The organism is Sphingomonas sp. 4RDLI-65, from assembly GCF_049472435.1.
Classification (GTDB): Bacteria; Pseudomonadota; Alphaproteobacteria; order Sphingomonadales; family Sphingomonadaceae; genus Sphingomonas.
Window position 1 is genome coordinate 1 of sequence record NZ_JBCEBT010000011.1, and the last position, 25,991, is coordinate 25,991.

The following is a 25,991-nucleotide window of genomic DNA, read 5'->3' on the forward strand; positions in this document are numbered from 1 at the left end:
CCCAGTCTGGGCACCCGCCTTCGCAGGTGAACAACTAGGCGGTGACGATTTCGGGTAGGATCGCATCGAGGAGTAAAGCGCCGGCTTCGGTAACCCGCAATCGCCCCGGCGTGTGGGCGATCAGGCCGAGCTCTTCGAGCCGCGCCACCGCCGCTAGATCCACCGGTACGGCGCCCGCGTTCAGCGCGGTGATCCGGTCCAGATCCACGCCTTCCGCCAATCGAAGCCCCATCAGCAAAGCCTCGGTCGCCCGCGTCGACGGCGTCAGCGGATCTTCGAGCTCCATCCCGTGGCCATTGCGCTCGATCGCGGCCAGCCAGTTCTCCGGCTTCTTCCGCCGCACCGTCGCCAGCCCGCCGCGGCGGCCATGCGCACCCGGCCCGATCCCGGCATAATCCTGGTACCGCCAGTAAGCGAGATTGTGGCGGCTCTCCGATCCCGGCCGCGCGTGGTTCGACGTCTCGTACGCCGGCAGCCCCGCCGCGGCGGTATCGGCCCGCGTCGCCTCGAACAGGTCGGCGGCCGAGTCGCCATCGGGGATCACGATCCGGCCTGCGAGCGCCTCGGTCGCGAACCGCGTGCCGGCCTCGATCGTCAGCTGATACAGCGACAGATGCTCCGTGCCCAGGCTCAGCGCGCGCGCGAGTTCCGCGCGCCAGTCGTCGAGCCGCTGGCCCGGCAGCGCATAGATCAGGTCGAAACTTACGCGTGGAAACACGCTCTGTGCCGTCGCCAGCGCGGCCTGTCCTTCGTTCACGTCATGCGCGCGGCCAAGGAACTTCAACGCCGCGTCATCGAGCGATTGCAGCCCCAGCGACACCCGGTTCACCCCCGCGCTTGCCAGATCGGCGAACCGTGCCGCTTCCACCGACGACGGGTTGGCCTCCAGCGTGATCTCGATGCCCTCGGCGAACCCCCACGCCTTCTCCGCCGCATCCAGCACCGCCGCGACGGTCGCCGGCGGCATCAGCGAGGGGGTGCCGCCGCCGAAGAAGATCGACTGCAGCTTCCGCCCGGGCAGCACGCGTGCTTCATGCTCCAGGTCGGTGATCAGCGCGGCGCGCCACGCGGCCTGGTCGACCTCGTCGCGGACGTGGCTGTTGAAGTCGCAATAGGGGCATTTCGACACGCAGAACGGCCAGTGGACGTAGAGTGCGAGATCCGAACCGGGGCTTGGTGTTTCGAAGACGGGCATTATCTGGCGCATATGGTCGCACGGGGCGGCCGAAGGAAGCGCAATGACGATACGGATGGGTTTGGCGGTCGCCGCGGCGTTGCTGGTTGCGGGATGCGCACAGGGGCCCGAGCGTGTCGTTGAACGTCGCGAGACCCAGGCGCCCGCGCCGCGCGGTGCCGCATTGCTCAAGACGGCGATGATGGACGGTCATAACGCCGCGCGTGCCGAGGTCGGCGTGCCGCCGCTGGTGTGGAGTGATACGCTGGCGACGACCGCGCGGGCCTATGCCGAGGAAATGACTCGGACGGGCAAGTTCGCGCATGCGCACCAGCCGCAGGACAATACGCGCGAGGGCGAGAATTTGTGGACGGGCACGCGCTATGCCTACACCTATGCCGAGATGATGGGGCATTGGGTCGCGGAAAAGCGCGATTTCATCAATGGCGTGACGCCCGACTTCAGCCGGACTGGCAAGTTCGAGGACGTCGCGCATTATACGCAGATCGTTTGGCGGAACTCGACGGCGGTCGGGTGTGCGATCGCGAGCAACAAGACCGACGATTATCTGGTGTGCCGGTACTCGCCACCGGGGAATGTGATCGGGCAGCGATCGTTCTGACTTCTGCCGGGGCGGCAACCGAACGGGCTCGATACCCGGCTATCTCCGTCATCTCGGTAACATCCGTCACCCCAGCTTTCGCTGGGATGACGGGGGCAGGGTGGGGTGACGGATGTTTGTGGGGTGTACGGTTGTTTACCCGTCAGAACACCGCGGCTTCGAGCAGTTTGAACGCCTCGTTGCGGTGGCTGATCGCGTTCTTCGTTTCGTGGGGGAGTTCGGCGTAGGTCTGGTCGTAGCCGAGCGGCACGAACACGGGGTCGTAACCGAACCCGACATTGCCACGCGGCGGCCAGGTCAGCGTCCCCTCGGCGCGGCCTTCGAACCATTCGACGTGACCATCGGGCCATGCGAGCGCGAGCACGCTGACGAAGTGTGCGCCACGGGTGACGTCAGGCCCTTTGGCGACAACCGCGTCCTCGACCTTCTGCATCGCCATCATCCAGTCGCGACCGTTCGGCGTTTCCGCCCAGTCGGCCGTGTAGACGCCCGGGTCGCCACCCAGCGCGTCGACGCACAACCCGCTATCGTCGGCGAGCGCGGGGTAGCCCGACAGGTCGGCGGCCGACCGCGCCTTCAGTTCTGCGTTCGCGAAGAAGGTCGTGCCCGTCTCGATCGGCTCCGGCAGGTCGAGTTCGGCGGCGGAGACGACTTCGAGCCCGCGGCCTTCCAGCAACGCGGCGATCTCGCGGACCTTGCCCTTGTTGTGGCTGGCGATGACCAGCTTGCCGGGCGCGAGCTTGCGGATCGCTTGCGGTTCCTTCCCCTCGGCGCTCACTTGGCGACCGCCTTGGCCTGGGCTGCGAAGATGTCCGTGCAACCGATCCGCGCGAGACGGAGCAAGCGCAACAGTGCTTCCTCGTCGTACGTCGCGCCCTCGGCGGTCGCCTGCGCCTCGGCGATGTTGCCGTTTTCGAGCAGCACGAAGTTCGCGTCCGCATCCGCACCCGAATCCTCGATATAGTCGAGGTCGAGCACCGGATTGCCCTGGTAGATGCCGCAGCTGATCGCCGCGACCTTCTGCGTCAGCGGGTCGGCGGTCAGCTTGCCGCTGGCGAGCAGGCCGTCGATCGCGAGCCGCAGCGCGACCCAGCCGCCCGAGATCGATGCGGTGCGCGTGCCGCCGTCCGCCTGGATCACGTCGCAATCGATCACGATTTGGCGCTCGCCGAGCAGCTTCAGGTCGACCACCGCGCGGAGCGAACGACCGATCAGCCGCTGGATTTCCTGCGTGCGGCCCGACTGCTTGCCCTTGGCGGCCTCGCGGTTGTTGCGCGTGTTGGTGGCGCGCGGGAGCATGCCATATTCGGCCGTCACCCATCCTTCGCCCTTGCCGCGCATGAACGGCGGCACCTTTTCCTCGACGCTGGCGGTGACGAGCACCTTGGTGTCGCCGAAGCCGATCAGGACGGAACCCTCGGCATGCTTGGTGAAGCGCGGCTCGATCGTGATCGCACGCATCTGGTCTGGGGCGCGGCCGGATGGGCGCATGATGTATTCCTAAAAGCGGGAGTGAGTGGTTGTGCGCTGCCTAGCCTTTCGTTTGGTCGCTCGCCAGCCTAGATCAAAGCGATGGCCACGCCCCCCGTCACCGAACTGACCGATCGTGCGCGCGACATTTTTCGCGCTGTCGTCGACAGCTATCTCGCCAGCGGCACGCCGGTCGGCTCGAAGACGATCGCACAGTTGACCGGCCTGAGCCTCTCGCCCGCCTCGATTCGGGGCGTCATGGGCGAGCTCGAAGGTCTCGGCTTGCTCGCCAGCCCGCACACCAGCGCGGGCCGCATGCCGACCGACCGCGGGCTACGGCTGTTCGTCGACGGCATGATGCAGGCGATGGAGCCGTCGTTCGAGGAGCGCCAGACGATCGAGGCGCGCGCCGGCGTCGGTGGTCCGGTCGAGGAGGCGCTCGCCGCGACCACGCTCGCGCTCTCCGGGCTTTCGGCGTGCGCGGGGCTGGTGATGGTGCCCAAGCGCGAACTGAAGCTGCGCCAGATCGCGTTCGTCGCGCTGTCGCCCGAGCAGGCGCTGGCGGTGCTGGTCAGCGAGGACGGCTCGGTCGAGAACCGTGTGATCGCGCTGCCCAAGGGCATGTCGGCGTCCGCGCTGATCGAGGCGGGGAATTACATGTCGGCGACTCTCGGCGGGCTGACGCTGGCGGATGCACGGACCCGGATCGAGCGCGAGCTGGCGGATGGGCAGGCGGCACTCGACGGCGCGGCGCGGACGTTGGTCGAGCGCGGCATCGCGGTGTGGAGCGAGGACGCGGATCGTCGCCCGGTGCTGATCGTGCGCGGGCAGGGGCGGCTGATCGATGCCGCCGCCGCCGCCGATCTGGACCGTGTGCGGGACCTGCTCGACGATCTCGAGGGAAAGCAGGAAGTCGCGTCGCTTTTGGACAGCGCGCGGGCGGGTGATTCGACGCGGATTTTTATCGGCGCGGAGACCAAATTGTTCGCGTTGTCAGGGTCTTCGGTCATCGCACGGCCGTTCCGCGGATTGGACGGTCGGGTGGTCGGCGTGGTCGGTGTCATCGGCCCGACGCGGTTGAACTATGCGCGCGTCGTGCCCATGGTGGATTTCACGGCTGCAACGCTCGCCCGGTTGATGGGTTGAGCCGGCCCAATTTATAGGGAAAACCATGTCCGACATCGACCAGAACACGCCTGCAGACCTGCGCGAAGAAACCGCTGAAGACTCGCCTGAGGTGGCTTCGAACGACCGCGTTGCCGAGCTCGAGAACCAGCTCGCCGAGGCAAAGCAGAACGTGCTCTACGCGCAGGCCGAGATCCAGAACGTCCGCCGCCGCGCCGAGAAGGAAGCGCAGGACGCGCGCGCCTACGCCGCCACGGCGTTCGCACGCGACGTGCTGTCGGTCGCTGACAACTTGTCGCGCGGCCTGTCGGCGATCCCGGCGGACCTGCGCGCCGACGAGAAGATGAAGGGGCTTGTTACCGGGCTCGAAGCGACCGGCCGCGAGCTGGAGAGCGTGTTCCAGCGCCACGGCATCACCAAGATCGCTGCGGAGGGCCAGATGCTCGATCCGAACAAGCACCAGGCGATGATGGAAATCCCGAGCGACCAACCTGCCGGGACGATCGTCCAGGAGATGCAGGTCGGCTACATGATCAAGGACCGCCTGCTGCGCCCCGCCATGGTCGGCGTCGCCAAGGCTGGGTGAGGTGCCGATCCCGGATCTTGGTCCGCGCCGTTCCGCCGAGGAGCGACTTCGCCTTGCGCGGGAGAAGTCCTTCATGCGGCGGATGGTCGAACGAGTCCGGAGACAGCGGCCTGGAGGCGAGGCCGACCAAGCCGCGCCAGTGACCCCCGACCGCCCGCTCGATTTGTCGGGCGGCGCGGCCGCGGCGCTGGAATTCGACGACTAGCTGAGGTTAGAAGGCGATCATGAACCAGAACCTCACCACCGATCGCCAGACCTTCGTCACGCATCTCGAATGCTCGATCACCGGCGAGCGGTATGAGGCGGACCAGCTTCACGGGCTGTCGCGCGCTGGGCGGCCGTTGCTGGTGCGCTATGATCTGGATGCGATTCGTTCGGGGATTTCCCGCGACACGATCGAGGCGCGGCCGACCGATCTGTGGCGCTGGCGCGAGCTGCTCCCGGTCCGGCATACATCCAACATCGTCAGCTTAGGCGAGATCGAGACGCCGCTCGTGCCGCTGACCAAGTCCGGCGGCCCCAACGTGCTGGTCAAGGACGAAGGCCGCCTCCCGACCGGATCGTTCAAGGCCCGCGGCCTCGTCATGGCCGTCGCGATGGCGAAGGAACTGGGCGTAAAGAAAATCGCGATGCCGACCAACGGCAATGCGGGCGCGGCGCTGGCCGCCTATGCGACGCGGTGCGGGATCGAGACGATCGTGTTCTGCCCGGACGATACCCCCGAGATCAACGTCCGCGAGATCGCGATGCAGGGCGCGCGGGTCTGGCGGGTCAACGGCCTGATCGACGATTGCGGCGCGATCGTCGGCAAGGGCGCGGCAGAGGGCCGCTGGTTCGATTTTTCGACGCTCAAGGAGCCCTATCGGATCGAGGGCAAGAAGACGATGGGGCTCGAACTCGCCGCGCAGTTCGGCTGGAAACTACCGGACGCGATTTTCTATCCGACCGGTGGCGGCACTGGCCTGATCGGGATGTGGAAGGCGTTCGACGAACTGGAAAAGCTTGGCTGGATCGGCTCGGAGCGCCCCAAGATGTTCGCGGTGCAGGCGAGCGGCTGCGCGCCGATCGTCCGCGCGTTCGAGGCCGGCGAGGAGCATGCCGAGCGCTGGGAAGATGCGAGCACCGTCGCCGCGGGGATTCGCGTGCCGAAGGCGGTCGGCGACTTCCTGATCCTCCGCGCCGTGCGGGAGTCGGGCGGGCAGGCGCTCGCAGTTGGCGATCCCGCAATCCTGAAGGCAGTAGATTCGGCGGCGAAGCAGGACGGGTTGCTGCTATGCCCCGAGGGTGGCGCGACGCTGGCGGCGTATCATCAGGCGCTGAACACTGGGTTGGTCGACGAGGACGACAAGGTCGTTCTTTTCAACTGCGCGACTGGGTTGAAATATCCGATGCCCGAGGCGCCGCAAGCGCTTGATAGAACACGACCTATCGATTTCGACACGCTGTAATCGGCGGATTTCTGCCGATCTGGTGGATCGCGATCTACCAGATCGGTGGTTGAAATTGATCCATGTTGACTGCAACGGGGCGCCCTTCTTTACAAAAAGGGTCCCTAATGCAGAAAATAGTCCAGGTCGTTTGCGTCGTGCTCATCGCGGCGGCGGTGATGTTCGGCGGGCGTTGGTACATGTACGTCGCACGCGGCTCGAGCCCGTATGACGAGGTCGGCATCGCGCTGAACGGCTATGCGCCGGGGCCGATGCGGGCGTGGGGCTGCCACAAGATGCAGGCGCGGTTCCCGGGGCAGCTGCCGCCTTATGGATGTGCCGGGGCGGACGGTCGTAGCTGGCTTTGACCAACCGTCATCCCCGCTTCGCTGGATGACGACGGGGGCGGAGGCAGTAGGTGGAACACAACCTTGAGTTCCTCCCCTGCAAGGGGAGGTGGCAGCGCGGAGCGCTGACGGAGGGGTGATCCGCTCTCGATAGGGCGATACCCCTCCGTCGCTTCGCGACACCTCCCCTTGCAGGGGAGGATCTAACAAAACGTCTCAGGCCGTCGCTAACGGCGTGAACGGCAACACCGTTTCGTACTGCTCGAGCGGCGGCGCGCCTGCCACTTTCGCCCCGGCCCGCAGCAGGAAAGCATGGCGCACGATCTCGCCCTGCTGCTCGATGCCGTAGCGATGCAGCGCGAGCCCCGGTCGGAATGCATAATCGTACCGACACCAGGGATGCCGCGCCAAGGGCAGGAACACGCCGCGCTGGTGCTGCCAGATGTGCGTCATCTCGTGGATGAATAGCCCCTGCAACGTCAGGTGAGCGTGCGCGAAATCGTCGCACCACAGGTCGCCCTTGGGGTGGAAGTGGATGCAGCCGCGCGGTGCCATCACCGTATCGCGCGGCTGAAAGAATGCCCATTTGCTCCGCGACAGGCTGACCCGAGAATAATCGATCGCACCCCCGAACACCGACGCCGCCAGCGCCGTTTCCCCCTCGGTCAGCCCGCGCTTCACTTGCCCGCAGGAGTCCCCGCCGCGACCACGTTCGCGTTGTCCAAGATCCGCGTCCCGTCTGCAAACGCAAACGTCAGCATCACGCGATCACCCGGCTTGATCCCCGAGTTCATGTCGAACAGCATCACGTGCCGCCCACCCGGTGCGAAGCTCACATCGGTGTTCGCCGGAATTTCGACTTTCGCGAGCGGGGTCATCGTCGACATGCCGCCCTTGTCCATCGTCTCGTGCATCTCAGACTTGATCGCGACGTCGGTCGTGGCCGAGATCAGCGTCGCCGGCGTAGGTCCCCCATGCACAGTAAAGTAAGCCGCAGCAGGCCGTCCGGTCACCGCGCCGAGCCGCACCCAGGCCCCGTCCACGGACAGTTCCTTCGGTTGCGAACACGACGCCAGTGCCATCGCGGCAACACCCAGTCCGAAAACGATACGCATAGGTTACCTTTCTCCGGGCCCGACCACTTGCGCATCCTATGACCGGTACAATCTTGCGGCAAGCGCGAGGCCACCTATATCGCGCCCATCATCAGAAAGGTTCCACTGCCGTAACGGGGTGGAACCGGTTTCGTATTTTCGTTTCAAGTGAGGGGCTAATCAGAACTCATGGCTAAAGTAATCGGTATCGATCTCGGCACGACCAACAGCTGCGTTTCCGTCATGGAAGGCGGCAAGCCCAAGGTCATCGAGAATTCCGAGGGCGCGCGCACCACGCCGTCGATCGTCGCGTTCGCCAAGGATGGCGAGCGACTGGTCGGCCAGCCGGCCAAGCGCCAGGCAGTGACGAACGGCGACAACACCATCTTCGCGGTGAAGCGCCTGATCGGCCGTCGCTTCGACGATCCGATCACCAAGAAGGACACCGAGCTGGTCCCGTACAAGATCTCGCGCGGGCCGAATGGCGACGCGTGGGTCTCGGCGGGCGGCAAGGATTACTCGCCGTCGCAGATCTCGGCGTTCACGCTGCAGAAGATGAAGGAAACCGCTGAGTCGTATCTCGGCGAGACGGTCACGCAGGCGGTCATTACCGTGCCGGCCTACTTCAACGACGCACAGCGCCAGGCGACCAAGGACGCCGGCCAGATCGCCGGTCTCGAAGTGCTGCGCATCATCAACGAGCCGACCGCGGCGGCGCTCGCCTACGGCCTCGACAAGCAGGACGGCAAGACGATCGCGGTCTACGATCTCGGCGGCGGCACGTTCGACATCTCGGTGCTCGAAATCGGCGACGGCGTGTTCGAGGTGAAGGCCACGAACGGCGACACGTTCCTTGGCGGTGAGGATTTCGACAACAAGATCGTCCAGTTCCTCGCCGACGAGTTCAAGAAGGCGGAGGGCATCGACCTCGCCAAGGACAAGCTCGCGCTGCAGCGTCTGAAGGAAGCCGCCGAGAAGGCGAAGATCGAGCTCAGCTCGGCACAGTCGACCGAGGTCAACCTGCCCTTCATCACCGCGGACCAGAACGGCCCGAAGCATCTGGTGAAGTCGATCACGCGCGCCGATTTGGAGCGGATGGTCGAGGACCTCGTCAAGCGTACGCTCGAGCCTTGCCGCAAGGCGCTGGCTGATGGCGGCCTGAAGCCCGAGGACATCTCGGAAGTCGTGCTCGTCGGCGGCATGACGCGCATGCCGCGCGTCCGTGAAGTCGTGAAGCAGTTCTTCGGCAAGGAGCCGCACACCGGCGTCAACCCGGACGAGGTCGTCGCGATGGGCGCCGCGATCCAGGCCGGCGTGCTGCAGGGCGACGTCAAGGACGTGCTGCTGCTCGACGTGACGCCGCTGTCGCTGGGCATCGAGACGCTGGGTGGCGTGTTCACCCGGATGATCGATCGCAACACGACGATCCCGACCAAGAAGTCGCAGACCTATTCGACCGCCGACGACAACCAGGGCGCGGTGACGATCCGCGTGTTCCAGGGCGAGCGCGAGATGGCGGCTGACAACAAGATGCTCGGCAATTTCGATCTCGTCGGCATCCCGCCCGCACCGCGCGGCGTGCCGCAGATCGAAGTCACGTTCGACATCGATGCCAACGGCCTCGTCAGCGTCTCGGCGAAGGACAAGGGCACCGGCAAGGAGCAGCAGATCCGCATCCAGGCGTCGGGTGGTCTTTCGGACAACGACATCGACCAGATGGTCCGCGACGCCGAGACCTTCGCCGAAGAGGACAAGAAGCGTCGTGCCGGCGCCGAGGCGAAGAACAACGCCGAGTCGCTGGTCCACACCACCGAGCGTCAGCTGGCGGACAACGGCGACAAGGTCGACGAGTCGCTGAAGACCGAGATCCAGGCTGCGATCGACGCGACCAAGGCTGCGGTCGAGAGCGGCGATGCGGACGCGATGACCGAGAAGAGCACCGCGCTCGCCCAGGTCGCGATGAAGCTCGGCCAGGCGATCTACGAGAAGCAGGCCCAGGCGGATGCTTCGCCCTCGGCCGATGGCGACGCGGCGAAGAAGGACGACGACGTCGTCGACGCCGAGTTCTCGGAAGTCGACGACAACCCGAAGGCGTAAAACCACTGCTCCCTCTCCCCGCTGGGGAGAGGGTCGGGGTGAGGGGCAGGCGCCTCGCAGAGAGCGCACGCTCGGCGAGCCGCCGCCCCTCATCCAACCCTCTCCCCGGAGGGGAGAGGGCTAAGAGGCACCGCAATGGCTACCCAGACAGACTATTACGAACTGCTCGAATGCGAGCGGACCGCGGATGCGGGGACGATCAAGTCGTCCTACCGCAAGCTCGCGATGAAATATCACCCGGACAAGAACGCCGGCTGCAAGGATTCCGAAGCGCAGTTCAAGGCAGTCAGTGAGGCTTACGAGTGCCTCAAGGACCCGCAGAAGCGCGCGGCCTATGATCGCTTCGGCCACGCCGCGTTCCAGAATGGCGGCGGTGGCGGTCACGGCGGTGGCGCGCAGGATTTCGGCGGCTTCAGCGACATCTTCGAGAGCGTCTTCGGCGAGTTCATGGGCGGCGCCCAGCGCGGCGGCGGTCGCTCGGCGGCCCGCCGCGGCGCGGATCTGCGCTACGACATGGAAGTCAGCCTGGAGGAAGCGTTCCACGGCAAGACGACCGAGATCACGGTTGACGTTTCCGCGATGTGCGACACGTGCGACGGCTCGGGCGCCAAGGCCGGTACGCGCGCGAAAACCTGCCAGCATTGCGGCGGTCATGGCAAAGTGCGTGCGCAGCAGGGCTTCTTCGTGGTCGAACGCGCCTGCCCGGTCTGCAATGGTGCGGGCGAAGTCATCGCCGATCCATGCCCCGATTGCCGTGGCGAAGGCCGTGTCGACAAGACCAAGACGCTGTCGATCAACGTCCCCCCCGGCGTCGACGAGGGCACGCGCATCCGCATGTCCGGCGAGGGCGAGGCGGGCGCCCGCGGCGCGCCGTCCGGCGACCTCTACATTTTCCTCCACGTTACCAAGCACAATCTGTTCGAACGTGAGGGCACGACGCTGTTCGCACGCGCGCCGATCAGCTTCACCGTCGCATCGCTCGGCGGGGCGCTGTCGATCCCCGGTCTCGACGGCCGCACTCACGAGGTGAAGATCCCCGCCGGCATCCAGTCGGGCAAGCAGCTCCGTCAGCGCGGCGCCGGCATGCCCGTCCTGCAAGGCCGCGGCTTCGGCGACCTCGTCGTCCAGATCGACGTCGAAACCCCCACGCGTCTCAGCAATCGCCAGAAGGAATTGCTCGAGATGTTCCGCGAGACGGAAACGGGCGACGAATGCCCGGCGAGCCAGGGCTTCTTCGCCAAGCTCAAGGGCGTGTTCGCCGGGGAATAAGCCGCACTACGATACCGAACAAAGGGGGGCGCAATGCTGGTATGTCTTTTCACCGCGATCGCATGTTGGCTGGTCATGGCCACCGCCCCCCAGACGCCGATCGGCAAGGCGATGCGCCGCATGCTGGTCGACCGTCCAGCGGAGCGCATGTTGCGTTTCTCTCGCGGCGACGCCGCCGTGATGTTCCTGCTGATGATGGCGGCCGCGATGGTCACGCTCGTCGGCGAAGGTGACGGTATCCGATTGCTCACCCTGGCCGCGCCCGACGTCGCGATCTGGATCACGACCTTTGAAATATCGGCCTATCTCGACATCGTCATGGCACTCGCCGCTACGGTCTCCAGTCTCCGTTTCCGTGGAGTTATGGCGCGGTATCTGGGAGTCTTCGGTCGACGCCCCGTGGCAAAAGCCCATAAGCGCGCGATCCGCTCGCGGAAAGCGCGGCCGACCATTGCCGATAACGACGATGACAGACACTGGTCTGCCGTCGCGGCCTGATCTTGGGCGGCATGAGTCCGATCTTGCCTGATCCGCAGCATCCGCCAGAATGAAAAGCGAACATCGAGGAATGACATGCGCGGACAGATTTTAGGTGTCGATCCCCGTACGGGCGAAGGGCTCGTCGCGGGGCAGGACGGACAACGCTATCGGTTCGCGCCGGAGGACTGGGCGCATCGCGGCGAACCGGCGATCGGCATCGAAGTCGATTTCGAAGCCGCCAACGACCGTGCGTTGAGCGTCTTCCCGATGCCGACCGCGCCGGGTCCACGTCGCGCCGTGCCGCCTGCCCCCGCCGTCCCGGCCAACGACCGCAACAAATACATCGCGGCGGTCATGGCATTCGTGATCGGCACGCTTGGTATCCACCGCTTTTATCTCGGTCGGACGGGCTCGGGGATCATCATGCTGGTGCTGAGCATCACGGTGATCGGACTGGTCATCAGCGCACCCTGGGCACTGATCGACATGATCCGGTATCTGATGATGTCAGACGAGGAATTTGCTGCTCGCTATCCGCGGACGCGGTAGCCGCCGTCGATCTGGTGAATTGAACTTCTTGTAGTCCTCCCCCGCAAGGGGGAGGTGGCTGGCTCTTGCCACACGGAGGGGGCGGCACGCGCAAACCTCTGTTCCGTGTCCTTTCCCTCCGTCACCTTCGGCGACACCTCCCCCTGGCGGGGGAGGATCGATTGGTCAGTTGCGATCGCGTTCCAGCTTCGTGACCTTGCCGTTCTGCGGGTCGACGTGGAACTCGTACTTGCCGCCGCGGTGCATCGCCTCGCCTTCCCAGTGGCCGTCGTCTGCCTCGATCTTCGTGACCTTGTAGCCGCGCTTGGCGAGCATCGTCGTCACCCGCGCACTGCTGATCCAGCCGCGGCCCGGTTGGTCGGCAAACGCGGGCGCGCTCGCCATCGCGGTCAGGGCGAAGGCGGCGGCGATCAGGATGGGTTTCGACATGATACGATCTCCTTGGTTAGGCGTGTTGAACGCAGGGAGATCGATTTTGTTCTAGGTCAACGACTTACGCAGGCAGATATACGCCGCGCGCAAACTCGGGCCCTAGCCGCGCCCCCTGGGAAGGGGGCGGGCGGGCCGATGGATCAGAAGGCGGTGATGACCACCCCGACCACCAGCGCTTGAGCCGCGATCGCCAGCATGGTGCTGGTCACGGTTTCGAACATGCGCATGGGTAGGTCTCCGATGCCGGAACAATATCCGGCAAGGGCGATGTATGCATAGTTGCGCGTTGTCGCAATTTTGTAACAGGTAATCGCAATTGCGTTGCGTGCAATCGCCGATCTAAACGGTGGGATTAAGCCGCGCCGAACACCCGCGCGAAGATCGTGTCGACGTGTTTCAGATGGTAGCCGAGGTCGAACTTGTCCTCCAGTTCGGCATCCGACAGCGTCACTTCCTGATCCGCCTTCAGCAACTCGAGCAGCGACAGCGCGCCATCTGAATCCCACACCTTCATCGCGTTGCGCTGCACCAGCCGATACGCGTCCTCGCGGCTCACCCCCGCCTGCGTCAATGCCAGCAGCACCCGCTGCGAATGGACGAGGCCGCCCATCTTGTTGAGATTCTTCAACATCCGCTCGGGATACACGACCAGCTTGTCCATCACCCCAGTCAACCGCGCGAGCGCGAAGTCGAGCGTGATCGTCGCGTCCGGGCCGATATAGCGCTCGACCGACGAATGCGAGATGTCGCGCTCATGCCACAGTGCGACGTTCTCCATCGCCGGCGTCACATACCCGCGGACCATCCGCGCGAGGCCGGTGAGGTTCTCGGTCAGCACCGGGTTGCGCTTGTGCGGCATCGCCGACGAACCCTTCTGGCCGGGCGAGAAGAACTCCTCCACCTCAAGCACTTCGGTGCGCTGCAGATGACGGACTTCGGTCGCGAGCCGCTCGATCGAGCTGGCGATTACGCCCAGCGTCGCAAAGAACATCGCATGGCGATCGCGCGGGATGACCTGCGTCGAGACGGGCTCGACCGACAGCCCGAGCTTGCCCGCGACATATTCCTCGACGAACGGATCGATGTTGGCGAACGTGCCGACCGCACCCGAGATCGCGCAGGTCGCGACATCCTCGCGCGCCGCCACCAGCCGCGCCCGGTTGCGCGCGAACTCGGCATGCGCCTGGGCGAGCTTCAGCCCGAACGTCACGGGTTCGGCGTGGATGCCGTGGCTGCGGCCGATCGTCGGCGTCATCTTGTGCTCGCGCGCACGGCGTTCGAGCACCACCAGCAACGCATCGAGATCGGCGATCAGGATGTCGCTCGCCTTGGCCAGCTGCACCGCGAGGCAGGTGTCGAGCACGTCCGACGAGGTCATGCCCTGGTGCATGAAGCGCGCTTCGGGGCCGACATGCTCGGCGACGTTGGTCAGGAACGCGATGACGTCGTGCTTGGTCTCGCGCTCGATCTCGTCGATCCGGTCGACCTCGAACGCGCCCTTTTCCCAGATCGCGGCGGCGGCTTCCTTGGGGACCACGCCCAGCTCGGCGAGCGCGTCGGTGGCGTGTGCCTCGATCTCGAACCAGATCTTGAAGCGCGCTTCGGGCGTCCAGATCGCGACCATGTCGGGGCGGGAATAGCGGGGGACCATGGGTTTCCTCGGGGCTGGTGAATGGCACGGTTCGTCGCGTGCTCCCCTCGGGAGACGCCTGCGGAGCGCCTAGCAGGCCATCGCCGGGGGTACAAACTGCAATGCGTTCGGCCTATATCCGCCTTCGACGGTCGATGTGTCGCAGTATCCGCTTAGTATCCCCGGGGCTGCTGCGGTGGTCGTCCAGTAACGATTTCGATTAGCCGATGGAGAATGGCAATGATCAAATATGCTCTGCTCGCAGGCGCGATGACGATTGCTGCGCCAGCGCTCGCGCAGTCCACCACGACATCGCCGCAGACTGCGCCGACGGCAACGACTGGCTCGGCCGATCCTTCGATGTCGCCCGCTCAGACCGCGCCCGGCCAGACGCCGCCCGCCCAATCTGCGCCGACCCAGTCGGGCCAGACCGCGCAGGCGACGCGGCCGGCTAGCGGCGATCAGGTCGCGCAGGTCATCGACACCGAATTCCCGACCTACGACAAGAATGGCGACGGCAAGCTCAGCACGGCCGAGTTCGGTGACTGGATGGTTGCCCTGAAGACCAAGACCGATCCGGCGACCCAGCCGGGCACGCCCGAGACGAAGAAGTGGGTCGCCGCGGCGTTCGCGCAGGCCGATACCGACAAGAACAAGTCGCTGTCCAAGCCGGAACTGACCAGCTTCCTGTCGCAGGGCTGATCTTCCACACTTTAGACACATAAAAGGCCGTCGGGTTCGCCCGGCGGCCTTTCGCATCCTTTCGCATATCGCGCTCAGATCGCGCCGGTTTGCATGATCGACAGGAAGCGCGCGCGGACATGGACTGCGGCGCGCGACATCAGACGCTGCATCCGGACATCGTAGAGATCGGCGGCATCATTGGTCCGCCGGTGTGCCATCGACCAGCCACCGAACTGACGTTCGGCGATCCGTTCGTTGTGCAGCAGGACGATGTCGTGGTGGCGATCGTCCTTCACGATCCGCGCGAACGTCGCCTCCACGCTCAGCGTCGACCCCTCGAACACCTGCAGGAAATGCACGCCGTCCGACCAGAGCAGGCCGGTTATGCCGTCGATCGCGTTGTTGTGGCGGGACTGTTCGAGGATCCCGGCCAGATCGCCCCGGTCGCCCTGTACCGTGCTCGAACTGAGATAGAGAATTTGGCGCATTGCGTCTCCGGTTCGTCACGGTAGCGAATCGATACACGGTTCGAGGCGGCGGGACGTTGCGCGAAATCAGCACCGGCGATGCACCTTTTGTTCGACGGTAATGCGGGTTGTTCGACGGTAATGCGGGAATGCGGGGGTGCTCAGATCAACCCTTGCGCGCGCAGGCTGACATGGCCGCTGGTGCCCATCACGATATGGTCGTGGACGATGATGCCCAGCCGCTTGCCAGCTTCGGCGATGGTGCGCGTGATCTCGATGTCGGCGCGACTGGGGGAGGGGTCGCCGCTCGGGTGGTTGTGGACGAGGATGATCGACGCCGAGCCCAGGTCGATCGCGCGGCGGATGACTTCGCGGACATACACCGCGGCCTGGTCGATCGAGCCCTTGCTCATCACCTCGTCGCGGATCAGCATGTTCCTGGTGTTGAGGTGGAGCACGCGGAACCGTTCGATCGCGTGATGCGCCATGTCGGCGCGGAGATAGTCGAGCAGCGCCTGCCAGTTGGCGAGCACCGGGCGGTCGCTGACTTGCGACTGCAGCAGGCGGATCGCGGCGGCATGCGCGATCTTGATCGCCGCGGTCGAGATGTCGCCCATGCCCTTCACCCGGCCGAGCGCTTCGGCATCTGCGGTGAGCACCCCGCCGATGCCGCCGAACTCGCGCATCAGGGCTTTCGCGAGCGCCTTGGTATCGCCGCGCGGAATGGCGATCGCGAGGAGATATTCTATGAGTTCGTGGTCGAGTAGCGCGTCGCTGCCGCCCTCGAACAGGCGTTTGCGGAGGCGGCCTCGATGGCCCTTCAGATCGTCGATGTCTTCGTCCGGTTCGGCCATATCGTGAAGCTAGCACATCCGCGCGCAATTGCATGACGCCCCCGCACCCGCCTATGCAGGGGGCCTGAGCGTGGCGGAGTGAGTAAGTGAGCGAGACGAGCGAGACGGGGGCCGACCCCGGGGGCGACCCTCGCCGTCCCGCGACTGCCCGCCGCGTTGCGCTGGGGATCGCGCTGCTTCTGATCGCCGGACTGATCGTGTTGTGGCTGGTGCGGAAGCCGATCGCCGAAGGGTTCATCGACCGCGAACTTGCCAAGGCTGGCGTGCCTGCGCGCTACGATATCGCTGACCTCGCGCTAGGCGGCCAGCGATTGACCAACGTCGTGATCGGCGATCCGGCGCATCCCGATCTCGTCGCCGACTGGGTCGAGACGCGGACCGGCGTCGGCTTGTCCGGACCGTATCTGGAGGGCGTGCGCGCGGGGAAGGTACGGCTGCGTGGGCTGCTGGTGGACGGCAAGGTCTCGCTCGGCGCGATCGACAAGCTGCTGCCGGCCTCGTCGGGCAAGCCGTTTTCGCTGCCTGCGCTCGATGTTTCGGTCGCCGATGGGCGGATGCGGCTGGAGACGCCGCAAGGGATCGTCGGGTTGAAGCTGGCGGGGTCGGGCAAGCTCGATGACGGGTTTCGCGGTACGCTGGCGGCGATCAGCGAGCGGCTCGACGTCGGTGGCTGCGCGATCGACCGGCTGGCCGCGACCGTGAAGCTGCGGATCGACGCGGCCAAGCCGACGATCACCGGCCCGGTTCGCGTGTCGCGGCTCGCCTGCGGGACGACGCAGGCGGACCGGATCGTGGCCGATCTCGACGTCGGCCTCTCCGCTGCGCTCGATCGCTGGCAGGGTAAGTCAACGCTCAAAACAGGCGCGGCACGTACGCCGGGTGCGACTTTGGCGAGCGCCGGGGGCACGGTCGACTTCAGCGGAACCGCGGCGGCGACCGGCGGCAAGGCGAACATTGCCGCCGATACGGTTCGCACCACCGAGGGAGGCGCGCGCCGAGTTGCGCTCGTCGGCACCTACCGAATAGGCAAGCAGATCGCGTTCGACGGACGTGTCCAGGCGAGCGGCGCCGCGGTGGCGCCGAAGCGAATCACGGGGCTGGCAGGAATCGGTGGTGCGGCCGCGGGCACCCCCGTAGCGCCGTTGGCCACGGCGATCACGCAGACGATCCAGAAGGCGGGACGCGGATTTGCCGCGGACGCCGACCTGCGGGTGCAGATCGACGGCGGACGCGGCAGGGCGGTGCTGTCCCGTCTCGCGCTCGCCTCCGCCAGCGGTGCGCGGGTGGCGCTCGGCGGCGGGAGCGGGGTCGCGTTCGGCTGGCCGAATGGCGGCGTGCGGCTCGACACAATTCTCGCGATGCGCGGCGGTGGCTTGCCCGAGGCGCGTGTCTCACTTGCTCAGGCGAAACCCGGCGCGGCGATCCGCGGTGTGGCCACCATCGCGCCCTATGCGGCGGGTGGCGCGAGCTTGGCGCTGACCCCCGTCACGTTCAGCGCGACGCCGGGCGGGGCGACCTCGGTCACGACGCGTGTCACGCTCGGGGGACCGATCGGCGCGGGAGGATCTGGCAATCGTGTCGACGGTCTTTCGATGCCGGTGTCGGCGCTGTGGAACGGTCGCGGGCGGCTTGTCGTCAACACCGGCTGCGCACCGTTGGCCGTCCAGCGTCTCGCGATATCCGGGCTGGTGCTGGATCCCTGGCGGCTGACCTTGTGCCCGGTCGATGGCGCGCTGGTGCAGGTAAATGGCGCGCGGATCGGCGGCGGCGCAAAGATAGCTGCGGCGAAGCTGGGTGGACGACTCGGCACCACGCCGATCACGCTCGCGACTGCCGGCGCGACCGTGCGCCTCGCCGATCGCGGCTTCCGGATCGAGGGCGTGCAGACGCGGATTGGCGCGCCCGAGCGTGTCACGCGACTCGATTTCAGCATCATCACCGGCCGCATGGCGGGGCAGGGCGTGGCCGGCACCTTCACCGACGGCTCGGGGCAGATCGCCAATGTCCCGCTGCTGCTCGGCGAGGCGGCGGGCGACTGGACGCTGGTCGGCGGCGCGCTGAACCTCACCGGCGCGATGGGCGTATCCGATGCCGCGCCGAGCCCGCGGTTCAAGCCGCTCGCGGCGCGTAGCGTGACGCTCGCCCTCGTGAACGGCAATATCACCGCTGCCGGCACGCTGTTCGAGCCGACCACCAATACCAAGGTCGCCGACGTCACGCTGAGCCACGCACTCGGCACCGGCATCGGGAAGGCTGACCTCAATATCCCCGCGATCGCCTTCGCCAAGGACAGGCTGCAACCCGACGCGCTCACGCCGCTCACCTTCGGCGTCATCGCCGACGTCAACGGATCGGTCAGCGGCGAGGGGCATATCGCCTGGAACCCCGACGGCGTGACCAGTACTGGCGTGTTCCGCACCGCCGGCACCGATCTCGCGGCCGCATTCGGGCCTGTCACCGGCATCGCCACCGAGATCCGCTTCACCGACCTGCTCAATCTCCAGAGCGCACCGGGACAGGTGGCGACGATCCGCACGCTTAACCCCGGCATTCCGGTCACCGACGGTACGATCCGCTACCAGACGCTGCCCGGTGCGCGCGTGCAGGTCGAGGGTGGGTCCTGGCCGTTCGCGGGTGGATCGCTGACGCTCGACCCGACGCTGCTCGACTTCTCCGCGCCGAAGGAGCGGCGGATGACGTTCCACGTCGTCAACATGGCCGCCGACCAGTTCCTCCAACAGTTCGATTTCAAGAATCTCGACGCGACCGGGATCTTCGACGGGGTCCTGCCGATGATCTTCGACGAGAGCGGCGGCCGGATCGAAGGCGGCGACCTGCGCGTCCGGCCGGGCGGCGGCACGCTCGCCTATGTCGGCGACCTCAGCCAGAAGGACCTCGGCATCTGGGCGAACATCGCGTTCCAGGCGCTGAAGTCGCTGAGGTATCAGTCGTTGCGAGTCGGCATGAACGGGCCGCTGGCGGGCGAGATGGTCACCGACGTGCGCTTCGCCGGGATCAGTCAGGGCGAGGGCGCGAAGGCGAACTTCATCGTCCGCCGCCTGCAAAAGCTGCCGTTCGTGTTCAATATCCGGATCAAGGCGCCGTTCCGCGGGCTGCTCGATTCGGCGCAGAGCTTCTACGATCCGAAGCGGCTGATCCAGCGCAACCTGCCGGCCTTGCTCCAGCAGCAGTCGGCGCCTCCTCCTCCTCCTCCTAAACCCCCGACCATTCAGCCTCCCGCAAGCAGGATCGTGCCATGACCGAAACAGGATTGAAGAAGCTGGAGCAAAGGCCGATCTTGCGCAGGATGACGAGGACGATCTTTATTGTCGGGCTGTTGGCCGCCCTGCCGGGCTGCATCAACGTGTCGGCGCCCGACAAGCCGATCGAGATCAACCTCAACATCAACGTCACGCAGGAAGTGGTCTATCGTCTCGATGGCGAGGCGAAATCGTTGATCCAGCAGAATCCGGGGATATTCTAAGATGAAGACCAAGGTCCTTATGATGGTTGCCGCAGCGGCGGCTCTCGGTGGCCTGTCTGTCGCCGCGACTGCGCAGCGCGATCCGGCCTATGCCGCGGCGCGCGCCGGTGGCGAGGTCGGCGAGCAGCCCGACGGCTATCTCGGCCTCGTCGGGGCGGCCAGCGGGGATTTGCGCGCGCTGGTCAACAACATCAATATCCAGCGCAAGTCGGCGTACACGCAAAAGGCGCAGGCGAGCGGTGCGACGGTCGAGCAACTCGCGTTCACCAGCGGCTGCAACCTGATCCTGCAGACCAACCCCGGCGAGAAGTACAAGACCCCCAGCGGTGTATGGAAGACCCGCACCGCCGGCGCCCCCGACCGTGATTCGCGCTGCGTTTGAGACTGCGCTGCTACTGAGACTGAGAGCGCTACGTAGTCGCCCCATCCCCAACTCGCCGTCACCCCAGCGAAAGCTGGGGTCTCGTGCAGCAACGGGACCGCTCCATTACCGGGATGCCCCAGCTTTCGCTGGGTGACGAATTGGGAGCGGGTGACGATTGGGGGGGGGCAGGTGACGAAGAAGGGCGCGTTCCCTTGTGGATCGAGGTCCCGGCTTTCGCCGGGATGACGAAGAGCGAGCCTTCTTCGTAAGTCCCGCCGCGATCCGGAAACCCTTCTTGGTCCGGAACAGCGATATCATCGCCCCATTAATGACACCCCTGTCACACCGGTTGACTTGCACCCCCCCCTTTTCTAAACGGACCGCGCCTTGGCGGGATCGCTCGTCGCTGCTTGCTTCCTCCCCGATGCGAAATCAGGTGGAGGAACGTGCGTGGCGGAGATCGAACCCGGACAGGACCCCCAGGGTGTTGACGATCCGCGACTTTCCGCGCTCGATGAGCGATTGCGAGAGGCGCAGCATCGGGAAACGCTCGCAAAGGGGCAGAAGGGGGCGGATGCCGAGCGGGGTTACTCGCAAGGCAATCGCGTCATTTCCGCCCTGATCGGGAGTCTCGTCGGCAGTGCGCTGATCGGCTGGTTGATAGACCGCTGGTTCGGCACTGGCCCTTGGGGGCTGATCGTGCTGCTGTTCCTCGGGATAGCGGTCGCGTTCAGGCAGATCATTCGAATTTCAGGCGAACGCCCGGAGTAACCGGGCGTTTGTCGTATCAAGACGGCAGGGATTCCACGTGGCGGCAGAACAGGGCGGCAAGATCGATCCGATGCACCAGTTCCTGATCGAGCCGGCGTTCGGCTCGCACTGGATCGTAGGTGGCTATGACCTGTCGTTCACCAACTCCGCATTGTGGATGGTGGTGACGCTGGTCGCGCTTTGGGCGTTCATGATCGGTGGCATGAAGCGCGAGCTCGTGCCCGGTCGGTGGCAGATGGCGGTCGAGGGCTTTACCGGCTTCATCTCGGGCATGCTCGAGCAGAATGTCGGCCCCGGCGGCAAGCGCTTCGTGCCCTATGTCTTCTCGCTGTTCATGTTCATCCTGTTCGCGAACATCATCGGCCTGCTGCCGTTCGGTATCGTCCCCGGCGTGCACCCGTTCACCGTGACCAGCCACATGACCGTCACCGGCGTGCTGGCGCTGATCAGCTTCGCGATCGTGCTGCTCGTCGGCTTCGGCAAGCACGGCTTCCACTTCTTCTCGCTGTTCGTGCCGAGCGGCACGCCGGCGCTGATGATCCCGCTGATCTTCGTGGTCGAGCTGATGTCGTTCCTGGTGCGTCCGTTCTCGCTCGGTCTGCGACTGTTCGTGGCGATGACTGCGGGGCATATCCTGCTCAAGGTGCTCGCCGCGTTCGTGATCAACGGTCTGAACCTCGGCGGAATGTATATCGGTCTGGTGAGCGCGCCGAGCATGCTGCTGATGATCGGCATTACGCTGCTTGAGCTGCTGGTCGCCGCGATCCAGGCCTATGTGTTCGCGTTGCTGACGTCGGTCTATCTGAACGACGCCGTAAACCTTCACTAAGTTTTCCATTACCTAACTGATTTTCAAAGGGAATTTATCATGGACGTCAACGCAGCAAAGATGATCGGCGCCGGCCTCGCAGCGATCGGCATGGGCCTCGCGGCACTCGGCGTGGGCAACGTGTTCGCACAGTTCCTCGCCGGCGCTCTGCGCAACCCGGGCGCAGCCGACAGCCAGCAGGGCCGTCTGTTCATCGGTTTCGCAGCAGCCGAGCTTCTCGGCCTGCTCGCCTTCGTCACCATGATCATCCTGGTGTTCGTCGCCTAACCACTCGGTGATTTGGCCGGGCAACCGCGCCCGGCCGGATTAACGCAGGACAGACCAATGCCCCAGATTGCCCAGATAGCCGCCACTTACGCCTCGCAGATCTTCTGGCTGCTCCTCACCTTCGGCATCCTGTATTTCGGGATCGGCAAGGGAATGGTGCCAAAGATCGTGTCCAACGTGGACTCGCGCGAAGGCAAGATCGCCGGCGATCTGGCGGCGGCGGTCGCTGCCCGTGCGCAGGCCGATACGGTCCAGGCGAACTGGCAGGCCGAAATGGACGCGGCCCGCGTCGCGGCGCAGGCCGAAACTGCGGCAGCAGCAAAGCGTGCGGCGACCGCGTTCGAGCAGCAGGTCCACGCGGCCGATGCCGAACTCGCCGAGCGTCTGGGTCATCACGATCTGGCGGTAGCGAACGCAAAGGCCGAGGCACTCTCGAACCTTCAGGGTGTCGCCGCCGAGGCAGCACAGCAATTGGCCGCCAAGGTAGCCGGCCTCCAGGTCAGCCTGGACGCGGCGACCGACGCGGTACGCAGGACGACGGCGCATGGCTAATCCAGATTCGGCCGCAAAGGTCATCCACGAAGAGGGCATGGCGCCCGAAGGTGCGATCGACAACCAGGGTATTCAGGGTCACACGACCGCGCCCGGCGGTGTCGAGCATGTCGCCGATCCGACCGCGCTCGGCCTGACCTCGACCGGCTGGGTCGCGGTGGCGATGATCGTCGTCATCCTGCTGATGATCTGGAAGAAGGTTCCAGGGATGATCGGCAAGATGCTCGACACGCGCATCGCCGGCATCCGCACGCAGCTCGACGAAGCCAAGGCGCTCCGTGCCGAAGCCGAGGCGATCCGCACCGAGTATGAGGCCAAGGCCAAGACCGCGCACGTCGAAGCCGAAGCCATGAAGGCTCACGCGCATCACGAGGCCGCGGCGATCATCGCCAAGGCGAAGGTGGGCGCCGAGGACCTGATGACCCGCCGCGCGAAGATGGCCGAGGACAAGATCGCCGCCGCCGAGCGCGCCGCGATCGCCGAAGTCCGCGCGCGGGCGGCGGATGCTGCGGCCAAGGCTGCCGGCATGTTGATCGCGGAACACCACGACGCAGCTGCCGACCGCATGATGGTCGACCGCTCGATCTCCGGCTTGGCGCGCCTGAACTAATCGGGGGCAGCGCGACTGGCGCTGCCGTTCCCCCGCGAAGGCGGGGGCCCAGGATCTCATAGTACAGCGCTCGCAACTCTGGACCCCCGCCTCCGCGGGGGAACGGTAGTTCGCCTGGCGCTTTTTTCCGTTTCTCACAGACGGCCGTCTCTTCCCGGGTTTCCGACGGCCGAGTCTCCAATATGAGCCCGTTGGAGAACATACATGTCCTGGCTCATCCTCGCGGTCGCCGTTGTCACCGAAATCTGCTGGGCGCTCAGCCTGAAATGGGCGGCCACCGTCGCGACGTGGCAAGCCTCCAGCGTCCCGATCATCCTCAGCTTCGTCAACATGGGCCTTCTCGCCCTTGCCATGCGCGGTCTCCCCGCCGGCACCGCCTACGCGATCTGGACCGGCGCTGGCGCGATCGGCGTCATCATCGGCGGCGTCATCCTGTTCGGCGACAAGGTCAGCGGCATCCAGGCCTGCTTCATGGCGCTGACCGTGGTCGGCATCGTCGGCACCAAGGTCTTCGCCCAAGGTTGACGATCTTCGCCCGCAGGGCATGAAGAAGGTTGATTCACGCGAAGGCGCAAAGGCGCGAAGAGAAGGTTTTGTTCGCGCAGAGGCGCAGAGGCGCAGAGAGCGCGGAGGTGTTGCGGTCCGGGTTGGTGTTAGGACTGCGACAGGGATCAGAAGCCTCCGGCGGTTTGAAGCGGACGTCAGCTCCAATCCCCCTTACTCTCAGCGTCCTCTGCGCCTCTGCGCGAAATCAATCTTCTCTTCGCGCCATCGCGCCTTCGCGTGAACATCACTGCCTTCCGCTGGCATAACCCCCTCGCACTCCCTAGATTCCGAAGCGATGTCCTCCCCCAATTCCCCCGACCGGTTCAACGAAGACAAATCGACGTTCGCCGTCCGCGGCGGCGGTGAGGCGCCCGACCTCGCGGCTGGCGTAGCGGCGATCCGCAACGTGCTCGACACGCTACCGATCCGCCCCGGTGTCTACCGCATGCAGGATGCGCGCGGCGACGTGCTCTACGTCGGCAAGGCGCGTGCGCTCCGGAACCGCGTTGCAAACTACGTCCAGGTCGAACGGCTCACCAAGCGCCTCCAGCGGATGGTTTCGCAGACCCGGTCGATGACGATCGTCACGACCAACAACGAAGCCGAGGCGCTGCTGCTCGAGTCGCAGCTCATCAAGCGCTATCGCCCCGCCTACAACGTGCTGCTGCGCGACGATAAGAGCTTTCCGTTCATCCTCCTGCGCGACGACCACGCCTTCCCGCGCGTCCAGAAACATCGCGGGGCGCGGCGGGCGAAGGGTAATTACTACGGCCCGTTCGCCAGCGCCGGGTCGGTCAACAACACGCTCAACGCGCTCCAGAAGCTGTTCCTCCTGCGCAGTTGCACCGATAGCTTCTTCAAGACCCGCGACCGGCCGTGCCTGTTGTACCAGATCAAGCGCTGCTCCGCGCCGTGCGTCGGCCGGATCGACGAGGCGGCGTACAAAGAACTGACCGAGGATGCGAAGGCGTTTCTCGGTGGCAAGTCGACCGGTGTGCAGGCCAAGCTCGGCGCGCAGATGCAGGCTGCAGCGGAGAACATGGACTTCGAACTCGCGGCGTTGCTCCGCGACCGTCTCCGCGCGCTCACCTTCATCCAGGGCACGCAGGCGATCAACGCGGAGGGCGTCGGCGATGCCGATATTTTCGCGATGGCGTGCAAGGACGGCCTGATCGGCATCCAGGCGTTCTTCATCCGCGGCGGCCAGAACTGGGGCCATCGCAGCTTCTTCCCGCAGCACACCAACGACGTGCCCGAGGACGAGGTGCTGACCAGCTTCCTCGGCCAATTCTACGAGGACGTGCCCCCGCCCAAGCAGATCCTGCTCGACCGCGAATTGCCGGAAGGCGCACTGCTCGTCGAGGCGTTGGGCGAACGCGCGGGCTACAAGGTCGCGATCCAGGTCCCGCAGCGCGGCGATCGCCGTCGCCTGATGGACCAGGCCACGCGCAACGCGGTCGAGGCGATTGAGCGGCGGCAGGCCGAGTCGACGACGCAGGCGAAACTCCTGCGCGAAGTCGCCGACCTGTTCGACCTTCCCGAGCCGCCACAGCGGATCGAAATTTACGACAACAGCCACATCCAGGGCACCGCCGCGACCGGCGCGATGGTCGTCGCGGGCCCCGAGGGCTTCCGCAAAGGCCAGTATCGAAAGTTCAATATCAAGAACAAGGATACCGCGCCGGGCGACGATTTCGCGATGATGCGCGAGGTCTTCACCCGCCGCTTCTCGCGCGCGCAGGCCGAAGACCCCGATCGCGATTCGGGCGACTGGCCAGATCTGGTCCTGATCGACGGCGGCAAGGGCCAGCTCAACACGGTGAAGGCCGCGCTCGAGGAGATCGGCGTCGAGGACGTGTGCCTGGTTGGGATCGCCAAGGGCCCCGAGCATGGCCGCGATGGCCGTGAGGTGTTCCACATGCTCGACGGCCGCGAGTTCCAGCTGCCGGTAAATGCTCCAGTCCTGTTCTATCTCCAGCGCCTGCGCGACGAGGTCCACCGGTTCGCGATCGGCGTCCACCGCGACAAGCGGAGCAAGGCGATCGGCGCTAGTCCGCTCGACGAGGTGCCCGGCATCGGACCCGCGCGGAAGAAGGCGTTGCTGATGCATTTCGGCACCGGCCGCGCGGTCCGCAATGCGAGTTTGCAGGACCTGCAACAGGCACCCGGCGTGTCGGCCGGAGTGGCGCAGCAGGTCTACGACTTCTACCACTCACGGTAGGGCGCCCCACCCGATCCATGCAATCCGGTTCGATTGCGCG

General features: G+C 65.7%; 29 protein-coding genes. 20 read left to right on the forward strand and 9 right to left on the reverse strand.

The features are described from left to right. Window positions 1-34 precede the first annotated feature (34 nt). Window positions 35-1,195: a radical SAM family heme chaperone HemW gene (hemW, locus tag VH567_RS16525; protein WP_423327329.1), complete on the reverse strand. Its 1,161-nt coding sequence runs from the start codon at window positions 1,193-1,195 to the stop codon at window positions 35-37. Between the two features lie 43 nt (window positions 1,196-1,238). Between hemW and VH567_RS16530 the strand changes: the two genes are divergently transcribed. Next, window positions 1,239-1,796 carry a CAP domain-containing protein gene (locus VH567_RS16530; protein ID WP_423327330.1) on the forward strand — a complete coding sequence of 186 codons (558 nt, stop codon included), beginning with the start codon at window positions 1,239-1,241 and terminating at the stop codon, window positions 1,794-1,796. Window positions 1,797-1,938: 142 nt separating this feature from the next. Here VH567_RS16530 and rdgB read toward each other — a convergent pair whose 3' ends face one another. Next, complete coding sequence (rdgB, locus tag VH567_RS16535; protein ID WP_423327331.1) at window positions 1,939-2,574, reverse strand: RdgB/HAM1 family non-canonical purine NTP pyrophosphatase; 636 nt, start codon at window positions 2,572-2,574, stop codon at window positions 1,939-1,941. Next, entirely contained in the window at window positions 2,571-3,287 is a 717-nt protein-coding gene (gene rph, locus VH567_RS16540) for a ribonuclease PH (RefSeq protein ID WP_056055360.1), read from the reverse strand. The genes rdgB and rph overlap by 4 nt, the downstream gene beginning before the upstream one ends. 81 nt (window positions 3,288-3,368) lie before the next feature. On the opposite strand from rph, the gene hrcA reads away from it, so the two are divergent. The 4 genes from hrcA to VH567_RS16560 all read left to right on the forward strand — a co-directional run bounded on the left by hrcA (window position 3,369) and on the right by VH567_RS16560 (window position 6,772). Continuing rightward, a complete protein-coding gene (gene hrcA / locus VH567_RS16545) occupies window positions 3,369-4,412 on the forward strand; it encodes a heat-inducible transcriptional repressor HrcA (protein ID WP_423327332.1) in 1,044 nt (347 codons plus the stop codon). A 25-nt stretch (window positions 4,413-4,437) separates the two neighbouring features. Continuing rightward, window positions 4,438-4,977, forward strand: coding sequence for a nucleotide exchange factor GrpE (gene grpE / locus VH567_RS16550; protein ID WP_423327333.1), 540 nt, complete (start codon window positions 4,438-4,440; stop codon window positions 4,975-4,977). Window positions 4,978-5,201: 224 nt separating this feature from the next. Next, window positions 5,202-6,425, forward strand: a complete 1,224-nt coding sequence (locus VH567_RS16555; protein WP_423327334.1) for a threonine synthase — start codon at window positions 5,202-5,204, stop codon at window positions 6,423-6,425. Between the two features lie 107 nt (window positions 6,426-6,532). Continuing rightward, a complete protein-coding gene (locus tag VH567_RS16560) occupies window positions 6,533-6,772 on the forward strand; it encodes a hypothetical protein (RefSeq protein ID WP_423327335.1) in 240 nt (79 codons plus the stop codon). Window positions 6,773-6,967: 195 nt separating this feature from the next. Here VH567_RS16560 and VH567_RS16565 read toward each other — a convergent pair whose 3' ends face one another. Together VH567_RS16565 and VH567_RS16570 are read right to left on the reverse strand one after the other, a co-directional pair. Further along, window positions 6,968-7,432 carry a vgr related protein gene (locus tag VH567_RS16565; protein WP_423327336.1) on the reverse strand — a complete coding sequence of 155 codons (465 nt, stop codon included), beginning with the start codon at window positions 7,430-7,432 and terminating at the stop codon, window positions 6,968-6,970. Continuing rightward, complete coding sequence (locus tag VH567_RS16570) at window positions 7,429-7,866, reverse strand: copper chaperone PCu(A)C (protein ID WP_423327337.1); 438 nt, start codon at window positions 7,864-7,866, stop codon at window positions 7,429-7,431. The genes VH567_RS16565 and VH567_RS16570 overlap by 4 nt, the downstream gene beginning before the upstream one ends. Window positions 7,867-8,034: 168 nt before the next feature. Between VH567_RS16570 and dnaK the strand changes: the two genes are divergently transcribed. From dnaK to VH567_RS16590, 4 genes are all read left to right on the forward strand, one after another. Continuing rightward, complete coding sequence (dnaK, locus tag VH567_RS16575) at window positions 8,035-9,942, forward strand: molecular chaperone DnaK (RefSeq protein ID WP_353448245.1); 1,908 nt, start codon at window positions 8,035-8,037, stop codon at window positions 9,940-9,942. A gap of 135 nt (window positions 9,943-10,077) precedes the next feature. Then, window positions 10,078-11,211: a molecular chaperone DnaJ gene (gene dnaJ, locus VH567_RS16580; RefSeq protein ID WP_423327338.1), complete on the forward strand. Its 1,134-nt coding sequence runs from the start codon at window positions 10,078-10,080 to the stop codon at window positions 11,209-11,211. Between the two features lie 33 nt (window positions 11,212-11,244). Next, window positions 11,245-11,709: a hypothetical protein gene (locus VH567_RS16585; protein ID WP_423327339.1), complete on the forward strand. Its 465-nt coding sequence runs from the start codon at window positions 11,245-11,247 to the stop codon at window positions 11,707-11,709. 75 nt (window positions 11,710-11,784) lie between these two features. Continuing rightward, window positions 11,785-12,240 carry a TM2 domain-containing protein gene (locus tag VH567_RS16590; RefSeq protein WP_423327340.1) on the forward strand — a complete coding sequence of 152 codons (456 nt, stop codon included), beginning with the start codon at window positions 11,785-11,787 and terminating at the stop codon, window positions 12,238-12,240. 165 nt (window positions 12,241-12,405) lie between these two features. Here VH567_RS16590 and VH567_RS16595 read toward each other — a convergent pair whose 3' ends face one another. Together VH567_RS16595 and purB are read right to left on the reverse strand one after the other, a co-directional pair. After that, window positions 12,406-12,669, reverse strand: a complete 264-nt coding sequence (locus VH567_RS16595) for a PepSY domain-containing protein (RefSeq protein ID WP_423327341.1) — start codon at window positions 12,667-12,669, stop codon at window positions 12,406-12,408. Between the two features lie 355 nt (window positions 12,670-13,024). After that, on the reverse strand, window positions 13,025-14,323 hold the full coding sequence (gene purB / locus VH567_RS16600) for an adenylosuccinate lyase (RefSeq protein ID WP_423327342.1): 1,299 nt from the start codon (window positions 14,321-14,323) through the stop codon (window positions 13,025-13,027). A 219-nt stretch (window positions 14,324-14,542) separates the two neighbouring features. On the opposite strand from purB, the gene VH567_RS16605 reads away from it, so the two are divergent. Further along, window positions 14,543-15,004, forward strand: a complete 462-nt coding sequence (locus tag VH567_RS16605; protein WP_423327343.1) for an EF-hand domain-containing protein — start codon at window positions 14,543-14,545, stop codon at window positions 15,002-15,004. A gap of 74 nt (window positions 15,005-15,078) precedes the next feature. Here VH567_RS16605 and VH567_RS16610 read toward each other — a convergent pair whose 3' ends face one another. Both VH567_RS16610 and radC read right to left on the reverse strand, forming a co-directional pair. Further along, window positions 15,079-15,474 (reverse strand): BLUF domain-containing protein, encoded by a 396-nt coding sequence (locus VH567_RS16610; RefSeq protein ID WP_423327344.1) that lies wholly within the window; start codon window positions 15,472-15,474, stop codon window positions 15,079-15,081. 140 nt (window positions 15,475-15,614) lie between these two features. Further along, the gene (gene radC, locus VH567_RS16615) at window positions 15,615-16,307 is read right to left on the reverse strand and encodes a RadC family protein (protein ID WP_423327345.1); all 693 of its coding nucleotides are present in this window, start codon (window positions 16,305-16,307) and stop codon (window positions 15,615-15,617) included. Between the two features lie 86 nt (window positions 16,308-16,393). Between radC and VH567_RS16620 the strand changes: the two genes are divergently transcribed. The 10 genes from VH567_RS16620 to uvrC all read left to right on the forward strand — a co-directional run bounded on the left by VH567_RS16620 (window position 16,394) and on the right by uvrC (window position 25,951). After that, window positions 16,394-19,567 carry an intermembrane phospholipid transport protein YdbH family protein gene (locus VH567_RS16620; protein ID WP_423327346.1) on the forward strand — a complete coding sequence of 1,058 codons (3,174 nt, stop codon included), beginning with the start codon at window positions 16,394-16,396 and terminating at the stop codon, window positions 19,565-19,567. Then, on the forward strand, window positions 19,564-19,791 hold the full coding sequence (locus VH567_RS16625; RefSeq protein ID WP_423327347.1) for a YnbE family lipoprotein: 228 nt from the start codon (window positions 19,564-19,566) through the stop codon (window positions 19,789-19,791). Before VH567_RS16620 ends, VH567_RS16625 begins: the two co-directional genes overlap by 4 nt. Window position 19,792: 1 nt before the next feature. Next, on the forward strand, window positions 19,793-20,173 hold the full coding sequence (locus tag VH567_RS16630; protein ID WP_423327348.1) for a YdbL family protein: 381 nt from the start codon (window positions 19,793-19,795) through the stop codon (window positions 20,171-20,173). A gap of 432 nt (window positions 20,174-20,605) precedes the next feature. Next, on the forward strand, window positions 20,606-20,926 hold the full coding sequence (locus tag VH567_RS16635; protein WP_132737613.1) for an AtpZ/AtpI family protein: 321 nt from the start codon (window positions 20,606-20,608) through the stop codon (window positions 20,924-20,926). A 70-nt stretch (window positions 20,927-20,996) separates the two neighbouring features. Further along, window positions 20,997-21,755, forward strand: coding sequence for a F0F1 ATP synthase subunit A (locus VH567_RS16640; RefSeq protein ID WP_056056028.1), 759 nt, complete (start codon window positions 20,997-20,999; stop codon window positions 21,753-21,755). 39 nt (window positions 21,756-21,794) lie between these two features. Next, window positions 21,795-22,022, forward strand: a complete 228-nt coding sequence (locus VH567_RS16645; protein ID WP_031394300.1) for a F0F1 ATP synthase subunit C — start codon at window positions 21,795-21,797, stop codon at window positions 22,020-22,022. Window positions 22,023-22,079: 57 nt separating this feature from the next. After that, window positions 22,080-22,574, forward strand: coding sequence for an ATPase (locus VH567_RS16650; RefSeq protein ID WP_107961470.1), 495 nt, complete (start codon window positions 22,080-22,082; stop codon window positions 22,572-22,574). Window positions 22,575-22,611: 37 nt separating this feature from the next. Beyond that, the gene (locus tag VH567_RS16655) at window positions 22,612-23,184 is read left to right on the forward strand and encodes a hypothetical protein (RefSeq protein WP_423327401.1); all 573 of its coding nucleotides are present in this window, start codon (window positions 22,612-22,614) and stop codon (window positions 23,182-23,184) included. 204 nt (window positions 23,185-23,388) lie between these two features. Next, a complete protein-coding gene (locus VH567_RS16660; RefSeq protein WP_423327349.1) occupies window positions 23,389-23,709 on the forward strand; it encodes a DMT family transporter in 321 nt (106 codons plus the stop codon). A 316-nt stretch (window positions 23,710-24,025) separates the two neighbouring features. Beyond that, window positions 24,026-25,951: an excinuclease ABC subunit UvrC gene (gene uvrC, locus VH567_RS16665; RefSeq protein WP_423327350.1), complete on the forward strand. Its 1,926-nt coding sequence runs from the start codon at window positions 24,026-24,028 to the stop codon at window positions 25,949-25,951. Window positions 25,952-25,991: the final 40 nt, after the last annotated feature.